Source organism: Lawsonibacter sp., from assembly GCF_022777125.1.
GTDB lineage: Bacteria > Bacillota > Clostridia > Oscillospirales > Oscillospiraceae > Lawsonibacter_A > Lawsonibacter_A hominis.
On sequence record NZ_JALFGV010000108.1, the window covers coordinates 32,654 to 41,685 of the forward strand.

Below are 9,032 nucleotides of genomic sequence, written 5' to 3' on the forward strand. Positions count from 1 at the left end.
ATATATTAGCAGAATCAGGCGGAAAATGCAAGAGGAAATTTGAAAAAAACGCCCCTTTTCTCATTCCGCGCCTGCAATGGCGGTCACAGGGTCCATTCGCCCCACGCTGCGCAGGGGCGCGCAGGTGGCCAGCAGGCAGGCGAGCAGAGACGCTGCGGCGGCCTGAAGCACGGGGACGGCGGGGAAGGGGACCCATTGCAGCGTATCGGTGACGGCGGCCTGTACCAGGACGGTGCACCCGTAGCCTGCGGCAGCGCCCAGTACGGCTGCGGCGGCGCCGTAATAGACCCCCTCCCACAGAAAGGTGCGGTACAGGTCCCCGGTGCTCATGCCGATGGCGCGCTGTACGCCGATCTCGCTCAGGCGGGTATGGATGTTGGTGAATACGGTGTTGACGATGTTGAGTACGCCGATGGCGCCGATGAACAGGATCAGGCCCCAGCAGAGCAGGGAGATTTGAGCATAGCTCTCCGCCAACTGCCGGTCGGTGTTCTCATAGGAGAGCCAGTAGCCGCCGCTGCCGGCGCACAGCGCGTCCAGCCGCGTCTCCAGCGCGGCGCGGTCGGTCCCCTCGGACAGGGTGAGATAGAGCTCGTTGTATCCGCTCAGACCGGTGAGCCGGTCAAAGAGCCCGTCTGAGACGATGACCTGCACGCCGTTGAGAAATCCCTCTCCCTCCGGGGTGATCCGGGCGGGGCTGATGCCGGCCACCGTCAGAGCGACGCCGGAAACCGTAAGGCGCATCCCTGCCTCTACCTGGGTGCCTGGATAAGTCTCGCCGTCGAAGGAAAACGGGATCGGCCCTGCGGCCAGACAGGAGCGGCCCGCCAGCAGCTCCTCCAGAGCGGCGGGGGAGAGCCCGTCGGCCAGTTTGCACAGCCGCTTGTCGTCCAGCCCGACCAGATGAAGCACCTCGCCGCTCTGAAGGAGCAGGTCGGTATCCAACTCCAGCGCGCCGGACGCATCCTGCTGGTAGACCTTGTGCTTGAGGGTGGACAAGCCGGATACCGCCGGGTCGTCCGCCAGGGCCTCCACGTCGGCGGGCAAAAAGCCCGCGTCCAGATTGGATACGGCATAGTCGCCCAGATGCATCTGCTCCACGCGGCGGGAGGCGTCCAGCAGTCCGCTGAAGTTCTGCAGGGCCACGAAGACGGTAATGCTCATCACCAGGGAGCAGATCGTGATGGCGGTGCGTCCGGGGCTGCGCTTCAGATTCATCCGGGCATAGAACGCGGGAAAGGAGCGGATGGGACGCAGCCGGCGGCCGTGCCGGCGGATGCGCAGTGCCGGACCGGCCATGGCGGCGGTGGGGGAGACCCGCGCGGCGTACCGTGCGGCAGGCAGGGCGGCCAGGGCGGCGAAGAGCAGCGTGATCCCCCCGCTGAGGAGCAGGGACGGCAGCCTGACGGCGCTGTTCTGCTGGATGAGTGCGGCCAGTTCTTCCCGGCTGCCCGCCAGGAGCACGTTGGGGGAGAAGAGCGCGGTGACCGCCAGCGTGATGCCCTTGGCGCAGAGAAGTCCCAGGACCGCCCCCGCCGGGATGCCCGCGCCACACAGCAGCAGCTGCAGCCCGACCAGCGCGTAAAGCTGTCCCCGCCCGGCCCCCAGAGCGCGCAGGGTGCCGTAGCAGCGGATGCGCTTGGTGACGGCGATCTTCAGAATATTAAAGATGACCAGCCCGGCCGCCAGCAGCACCAGAGCGGCCACCAGAACTCCGGCGGCGGCCAGATAGGGGAAACCCGCCCCGCCGGCGTCCGAAGCGCCTTTTCCCCGGTAGGAGACGCCCAAAGCGTCCAGCAGGGTGTCGTTATACTGGATGCAGGCCTGCGGAAGATCGAATTGCCCGGCCAGATCGTCCACCGTCTCCTGGAGACGTTCCGGCTCCCGAAGCCGCAGGTCCAGACTGTATACCTGATAGCGCTCCGGCAGCAGCTCTGCCGCCGAACCGGGACCTGCCGCGCCTGCTACGGAACGGCTGACATAGCCCACATAACTGCTCTCAAAGATGCCGGTCAGGGTGAATTCCGCCGTGTAGGAATGGCTGGGCGCGGCGTCCTGGATGCGGGAAATCTGCAGGGGAAGGACGAGGGTGCCGCCCGGGCCGCCGGAGTAGCCCAGCAGTGTCAGCACATCCCGGGGCAGGGCGATCTCGCCCGCCGCCCGGGGCAGCGCGCCTTCCGCCAGCTTCAGGCTGGCGCTGTAGGCGCTCAGGGCGCCGCCGTCATACTCCCGCAGCAGCAGCGTCAAACTGCTGTTCTCCAGCCTGCAGGTGCCCAGCGCCGTTATCCGCCCGGCAAACGCCACCCGTTCGTCGGCGGAGATGGCCTGCGCCTGCTCCGCCGTCAGGTTGTGCAGGGTGACATGCCGGTTCCCGTTGAGCGAGGCCGCCTGCTGCAGGCGCAGGGCGTTCAGGGTGCCCAGCGACTGGCCGATGGCGGCGGTCATGGTGGTGGAAAGGATCACGGCCAGCAGAATGAGGACCGAAGTCACCCGCTGCGCCCGCAGCTCCCTCCAGGCCAGGGCGGCGCAGCCTCTCATACCTCCACCTCCCGCAGCGTCCCGTCGCACATCTCCAGCCTGCGGCAGGCCAGCGCGGCCACCCGGCTGTCATGGGTGATGACCACCACGGTCTTGTTCAGACGGGCGTTCACGTCGCGCAAAAGCTCCATGACCTCCCGGCCGCTGTTGCTGTCCAGGTTGCCCGTGGGCTCGTCGGCAAAGAGCACCTCCGGGTCGGCGCACAGGGCCCGGGCGATGGCCACCCGCTGCTGCTGCCCGCCGGAGAGCTCATGGGGCAGATGCTCCAGCCGGTCGGCGATGCCCAGCGGACCGGCCAGCTCCTCCAGCCGGTTGGAGTCTGGCCTGCGCCGGTCCAGAAGCAGGGGCAGCAGGATGTTTTCCCGGGCGGTGAGCACCGGCAGCAGATTGAACTGCTGAAAGATAAAGCCCACCCGCCGCCGCCGCAGAGCGGACAGGGCCCGGTCGTCCAGCTGCCCCAGATCGGCCCCGTCGTAGCGCACACAGCCCGAGGTTGGCTGATCCAGGGCGCTGAGCAGATGGAGCAGGGTGCTTTTTCCGCTGCCTGAGGGCCCCATGACGGATAGAAATTCTCCCTGCCGGATGCGCAGGCTGACCCGATCCAGCGCAGTCACCTGTCCGGCGCCGCAGCCGTAGCGCTTGGACAATTCGGTTGCTTCGATCAGCATAAAAACAATCCCCCGATCGTATTGATCCTGTGCTCCCGCCCGCGGCAGGACACGTTTTGCGGCGCGGACGCACAGCGCCGCCGCGCCGCAAAACGAAAAGGCGCGTTTGCGGAAGCGGCCGGTATAAGGGGAGTGTAAGGGATAAATCTCAAAAAAACATCAAGAAGCGGAAATTTGGAAGCAGGCCTGCGCCACCGCCCCGCCGCCGGCATTCTCCAGCGTCAGGGCGCCTCCGTGCTTTTCACACAGCATGCGGCACAGGTAAAGCCCCATGCCGAAGTGTCCGTCGCAGCCCTCCGTCCCCCGCAGGAAGGGGGCGCCCGCCCGCTCCAGCACAGGGGACGGGAAGCCCGGGCCGTCGTCGGCCACCGTCAGCGCCAGCAGACCGTTTTCAAGGGTAAGGGAGACGCGCACCGCCCTGCGGGCATACCGCAGGGCGTTGGCGCACAGGTTCTCGGCCGCCTCCTGGAACAGCGCCCGGTCCAGCGTCAGGACCGCCGGCAGGGGAGCGGCGGTAAAGGAGAGCGCTTTTCCGGCTCCCTGTGCCAGAAGGGTCAGCGCATGCTGCAGGGCGGCGGCAAAACAGGCCGCCTCCACCGGGGCGGGAGCGCAGGTCAGGTCCTCCAGCCGCTGGGCCCGGGTCATGGCCTCCACATAGCCCTCTACCCGACGGGCGTACTGCCCCATCAGCGCCACGGCGGGTTTGGCGCTCTCCGCCGTCAGGCTGCCCTGCTCCAGTCCTTGCTCCAGCAGCCGGGCACAGCCCTTGAGCACCGTCACCGGGTTGCGCAGGTCGTGGGCGAACGCGGCGTTGAGCCGCTGGCGGTCCTCGGCCTGCCGCCACAGCCGCCGGTTGCTCTCCAGCAGGGCGCGGCGCATCGCTTCAAAGGCGGAGCACAGCCGTCCCAACTCGTCGGCGGAGGCGGTGTGCAGCGCAAAGTCCAGATCCCCCGCCATGATCCCCTCCGTCCCGGCCTGGAGCCGCTCCAGCGGCTTTTTCAGCTTCCAGCGGTAGAAGAGCCCGCCCGCCAGCAGCAGGCTGCCCGCCAGCACCACTGCGGGCAAAACGATCTGGAGCACCCCTAGCAGGTTGGCCAGGGCCGCCCGGTCCCGGGAGACCTCCGGAAGCTGGAGGACGGCGGGCTGCTCTCCCATCTGAAGTACCACGCCGCTGGGGGCGGCCGCCTGCTGCAGCGCGCCCAGCCCCAAGATCAGGGCGGCGCAGGCCGCGGCCGCCCCCGACAGACACCAGAGGGTGATCCAGAAGAGGGCGCGCTTGAGTCCCATGCCCTTCAGCCGTTCCATTTGTACCCCACCCCCCAGACCGTATGGATGTATTCGTGCTTGGTACAGCGCCCCAGCTTGGCGCGGATCTTGCGGATGTGCTCCATGACGGTATCGCTGCTGCCGTCGCCCTCCAGCCCCCACACCCGCTCGTAGATGCGCTCCCGGTCGAAGACCTGCCCATCGTGGAGGGAGAGCAGGGCCACGATGTCGAACTCCTTTTTGGACAGGGGCACCGTTGTGCCGCCCACCTCAGCCGTCCGGCTCTCATAGTCGATGGTCAGCGCTCCGAAGCAGCGCAGGGCGGGGCGCCGAGGCCCCCGGCGCTCCCGGCGCAGGTGGGCGGCCACCCGGGCGCCCAGCTCATCCAGGTCGAAGGGCTTGACAATGTAATCGTCGCCCCCGGCCTGAAAGCCCAGTACCTTGTCCGCCGTTTCGATCCGGGCGGTCAGAAAGAGAATGGGGCAGGATACGTGGGACCGGATTCGGCGGCAGACCTCCAGCCCGTCCACATCCGGCATGCTGATATCCAGCAGGATCAGGTCGGGCCTGCAGGAGAGCCGCTCCAGGGCCTCCCGCCCGCTGGAAGCGCAGACCACCCGGTAGCCGGCCGCTTCAAAATACTGCCGCATCAGCGCCGTGATGCCCGCCTCGTCATCCGCCAGTAAAAGCGTATCCGCCATATCGTCATCTCCCATCCGCAGGATACGGTGAAAATCTCAAGATTTTCTCAAGACCAGCATACCACGCCCCCGGTCTTTTTTCCATCCGCAGTTGCAAACCGGCCGTCAACGATGGTATACTACGGCTATAGAGAAGGAGGCGACGCCGATGGAGAGCCTTTACAGCGTAAAGCTGGGGAAACTGATCCAGGAATTCAATCTGGAGGTGCTGCGGGGCGCGGAAGGGTACGCGGAGCGGCCCATCCGCACGGAGGACGTGAACCGTCCCGGGCTCCAGCTCACCGGCTTTTTCGATTATTTTGATCCCAAGCGGCTTCAGGTCATCGGGCGGGTGGAGACCACCTATCTGTCCGGCCTGACGGAGGAGCAGCGGCGGGAGAGCTTTGAGCAGCTCCTGAGCCAGGAGATCCCCGCGCTCATCATTTCCCGGGGTATGGAGCCTTACCCGGAGTGTATGGAGATGGCGGAGAAGTACGACCGCACGATCCTGCGCAGCCAGGACACCACCTCGGTGTTTATGAGCAACGTCATCGCCGCGTTGAAAAACTACCTTTCGCCCCGGATCACCCGCCACGGCGTGCTGGTGGATGTGTACGGCGAGGGTGTGCTTCTGCTGGGCGAATCCGGCGTGGGCAAAAGCGAGACCGCCATCGAGCTGGTCAAGCGGGGACACCGCCTGATCGCGGACGACGCGGTGGAGATCAAACGCACCGCCGCCATGCGCCTGATGGGCAGCGCGCCGGAACTGATCCGGCACTATATCGAGCTGCGGGGCATCGGCGTCATCGACGTGCGCCGGCTGTTCGGTATGAGCGCCGTTAAGGACGAGGCGGAGATCGACATGGTCATCAATCTGGAGCAGTGGAAGGATGGGGCCATGTATGACCGCCTGGGCCTGGAGAACCTGTACACCACGATCCTGGACGTGCAGGTGCCCTCTCTGACGGTGCCGGTAAAGCCGGGGCGGAACCTGGCGGTCATCGTGGAGGTGGCGGCCATGAACAACCGCCACAAGAAGATGGGCTATAACGCCGCGCTGGAATTCACCAAGCAGATCAACGAGCATTTTGACCAAGCGATGAGCGCCCAGATGAAACAGGAATAAAGCAGAACAACGCGCGCCCGGCCAGATGGCCGGGCGCGCGTTGTTTTCCGCCGGCGGGCGGCGGGGAGAAGCTCAGTCCTGTTTGCCCTTGCACTTGCCGGTGACGCACAGCAGCAGCGCCGCGCCGATGACGTCGATGACGATGAACACGCCGTAGGGCAGGGCATAGTCGCCTCCGGAGACGCCCAGCAGCACGGCCATGATGAGGAAGGCGAACTTCTGCAGCAGGGAGGCGATGGGAGAGACGAGGCTGTTGGCGGCGGTGAAGTCATACTTGCCGTACACGGAGATGACCATGGAGGGCATCAGGTTCAGCAGGCCGCCGATGCCCAGGCCCACAAAGACGATGGCGATGTAGGTGAAGATGGGCAGCTTGGCGAAGATGAGCAGCAGCAGGGCGATGATGTAGGAGGCGGAGTAGACCACGCTGGCGGGCTTGGTGCCGACCTTCTGGTCCAGCCAGCCCCAGAAATAGCTGCCGAACAGGCCCACGACGGCGGCCGCGGTGAGCATCATCAGGGCGGCGGGCTGGGAATTGCCCACGCTGATCATGCGGGGCACGAACTGGCTGACGATGCCGACGGTGACCATCCACAGCAGGCCGAAGCCCAGGCCCATGCACCACATGTCCTTGTCCCGGAGCAGTTTGGATACCGTGAAAGCGCTCTTGTGGCTGCGGACGGCCTCCGCCTGAGCTTTGAAGTCCACGCCCTCGGCTTTGATGTTATCCGGGTAAGCGCCCACGTCGTGGGGATAGTCCTTCACCCAGACGAGGGAGGCCAGGCCGAAGATGACGACGACCACGCCCACGATGGTGCAGCCGGTGGGGACGCCGAACTTGCCGAACAGACCGGAGAGGATGGCGACGAAGGTGGCGGTGCACAGGGGGGCGCCCATGGTGGCCCAGCCCAGGGCGATGCCCTTCTTGCGGGGGAACCAGTTGTTCATCAGAGTGGAAGTGCCGATCAGACCGAAGGCGTTGGAAATAAAGGTGAACAGGGTCAGGCAGACCAAAAACAGCACGGGGGAGTTCACGTGGCCGAACCAGATGTAGAGCAGGCCGGTGAGGACCAGGGTAAAGGTGCACAGGATGCGCACGCCGGTCTTCATGACCAGGCGGCCGAAGACGATGCCGCCCAGCACGCCGATGATGCCGGCGGGGGTGGCGAAGCCCAGCAGTACGTTGGGATCCCAGCCGTGCAGAGCGGCGAAGGCGCCCGGGTAGACGTTCAGGCCGTCCACGGCCAGGCCGGCCCAGAAGTAGTAGAGCAGCATGGAGTAAAGGATCATACTCCAGCCCCACTTGCCGAAATTGCTGTTGGTGAGCTGTTTGTCAGGTGCTTGATTCATGAACGATTCCTCCTGTCGTGTAGTAAAAAGACGGTAGAGTGAAAAACGTTGGAGCATCCGCCCGCTCAGAAACGGTCCCGTTCCTCGGCGTAGACCTGGGGCAGGATGGCGGCCAGGTTGGTGAATTCCTTTGCGTTGTGGTAGACCAGGGCGCGGGGGACTTCAATGGGCAGCGCCGCCCCCTCGGGCAGCATCCGGCGGGCCTTGCCGGAGATGATGTGCCAGCCCATCCAGAAGCGGGTGCGCAGCTCGCTGCCGCCGGGGACGCTGCGCAGGAAATGGGTCATCACCACGCTCATCTGGGCGGACCTGGTGGTGCCTGAGTTGGCGCAGACGATGGTGGAGCAGGCGTCCGTGCCGATCTTGTCCTGCTCATAGCCCAGCTCGCGGGGTTCCCGGAAGCTGGCAAAGAGCTCGTCGGCGCCCATGCCGATGTCCTCCCGGATGATGTGGGTGGTGCCCCAGTAGCGCTCCTTCATGGACAGGGCGGCGCAGCGGGCCTGTCCATAGTTGAGGGACACGGCGCCGGTGTGGTCCTCCGGGTCCCATATGGTATAGCGCAGGGGGCCGCAGCCGTGCCAGGCGAACCACCAGTCGAACATCTCCGCTGTGACGCCGGGCATGGCCGTATGATTCGCAACGAAGCCGGTGCCGTCCTCCAGCACGCAGTAGCCGGTCTCTACCGGCAGGTAGCCGGACAGAAACAGGTCGTTGCGGTGGTGGATGTCCAGCGCGCAGCCGGGATCGCAGGGGCCCTTGGCCAGCAGCGCCAGCTTTTCCGCCGGGATCGGGGCCGGCTCCCTGTGGTAATACTTGCTGATCGGCAGGGCCTCCTGCTCCGGGGTGATGGGGATTTTCCTTCCCATACAGTGAAACCTCCTCTCTTGCGCTGCATATATTGCAAGAATCGTGCCAAATCGTAAAAAGCGGGATTTGCGCCCCTGACCCACGACAGGACGGGCCGGTTTGGGCGCAGGGTCCCCGCAGGGAAAGATACAGTTGTATTACTTTTGAACAAATGGATAGAGACAGACGAAACGGTTTTACAGCCGGGCGGGATGTGCTATACTGAGGCTAAACGGATGCGAAGAGGAGGGCGGATATGCTGACGCTGTGCCTGATGCTGCTGGCCGAGGAGGCCGTGCAGGAGTCCATGGTGAAGATCGCGGTGCATTTTGAAACATTTTGAAAAATTTTAGCAAGAATGAACGGGAGACAGCTGGCTAAGGAGTGAGGGGAGCCAACCTCTTTTATGGGGGCAAAAATTTTTGAGATTAGTCAAGAATAAACTGGATTTCTACAGTAGTGTCAACAGGACCAAACACGGATATTACCTATTCGGTATGTGATGCTTTATCTGTAATTTATACTGGCTTGAAAGCAATCGGCATCTGCAGATTTTCA

The 9,032-nt window shown here is 64.7% G+C and carries 7 protein-coding genes; 1 reads left to right on the forward strand and 6 read right to left on the reverse strand.

Going from position 1 to position 9,032, the window contains the following annotated elements; all coding sequences use genetic code 11:
- Positions 1 to 60: 60 nt before the first annotated feature.
- The 4 genes from MR825_RS09440 to MR825_RS09455 form a co-directional block, all read right to left on the reverse strand.
- Positions 61 to 2,538 (reverse strand): ABC transporter permease, encoded by a 2,478-nt coding sequence (locus MR825_RS09440; RefSeq protein ID WP_287880384.1) that lies wholly within the window; start codon positions 2,536 to 2,538, stop codon positions 61 to 63.
- Positions 2,535 to 3,206 (reverse strand): ABC transporter ATP-binding protein, encoded by a 672-nt coding sequence (locus MR825_RS09445; RefSeq protein WP_186907185.1) that lies wholly within the window; start codon positions 3,204 to 3,206, stop codon positions 2,535 to 2,537. The genes MR825_RS09440 and MR825_RS09445 overlap by 4 nt, the downstream gene beginning before the upstream one ends.
- A gap of 159 nt (positions 3,207 to 3,365) precedes the next feature.
- A complete protein-coding gene (locus tag MR825_RS09450) occupies positions 3,366 to 4,511 on the reverse strand; it encodes a HAMP domain-containing sensor histidine kinase (protein WP_287880387.1) in 1,146 nt (381 codons plus the stop codon).
- Positions 4,499 to 5,173, reverse strand: coding sequence for a response regulator transcription factor (locus tag MR825_RS09455; protein WP_186907207.1), 675 nt, complete (start codon positions 5,171 to 5,173; stop codon positions 4,499 to 4,501). The genes MR825_RS09450 and MR825_RS09455 overlap by 13 nt, the downstream gene beginning before the upstream one ends.
- A gap of 148 nt (positions 5,174 to 5,321) precedes the next feature.
- On the opposite strand from MR825_RS09455, the gene hprK reads away from it, so the two are divergent.
- A complete protein-coding gene (hprK, locus tag MR825_RS09460) occupies positions 5,322 to 6,278 on the forward strand; it encodes an HPr(Ser) kinase/phosphatase (RefSeq protein WP_186907187.1) in 957 nt (318 codons plus the stop codon).
- 72 nt (positions 6,279 to 6,350) lie between these two features.
- Here the strand turns inward: hprK and MR825_RS09465 are convergent, their stop codons facing one another.
- Complete coding sequence (locus tag MR825_RS09465) at positions 6,351 to 7,628, reverse strand: MFS transporter (RefSeq protein ID WP_186907188.1); 1,278 nt, start codon at positions 7,626 to 7,628, stop codon at positions 6,351 to 6,353.
- A 65-nt stretch (positions 7,629 to 7,693) separates the two neighbouring features.
- On the reverse strand, positions 7,694 to 8,494 hold the full coding sequence (locus MR825_RS09470) for a DAPG hydrolase family protein (RefSeq protein ID WP_256176277.1): 801 nt from the start codon (positions 8,492 to 8,494) through the stop codon (positions 7,694 to 7,696).
- Between the last annotated feature and the right edge of the window lie 538 nt (positions 8,495 to 9,032).

What these genes read in the sequence shown, in the direction of transcription:
- MR825_RS09440 (WP_287880384.1), bottom strand. Translation starts at nt 2,538, where the DNA reads ATGAGAGGCTGCGCCGCCCTGGCCTGGAGGGAGCTGCGGGCGCAGCGG.
- MR825_RS09445 (WP_186907185.1), bottom strand. Translation starts at nt 3,206, where the DNA reads ATGCTGATCGAAGCAACCGAATTGTCCAAGCGCTACGGCTGCGGCGCC.
- MR825_RS09450 (WP_287880387.1), bottom strand. Translation starts at nt 4,511, where the DNA reads ATGGAACGGCTGAAGGGCATGGGACTCAAGCGCGCCCTCTTCTGGATC.
- MR825_RS09455 (WP_186907207.1), bottom strand. Translation starts at nt 5,173, where the DNA reads ATGGCGGATACGCTTTTACTGGCGGATGACGAGGCGGGCATCACGGCG.
- hprK (WP_186907187.1), top strand. Translation starts at nt 5,322, where the DNA reads ATGGAGAGCCTTTACAGCGTAAAGCTGGGGAAACTGATCCAGGAATTC.
- MR825_RS09465 (WP_186907188.1), bottom strand. Translation starts at nt 7,628, where the DNA reads ATGAATCAAGCACCTGACAAACAGCTCACCAACAGCAATTTCGGCAAG.
- MR825_RS09470 (WP_256176277.1), bottom strand. Translation starts at nt 8,494, where the DNA reads ATGGGAAGGAAAATCCCCATCACCCCGGAGCAGGAGGCCCTGCCGATC.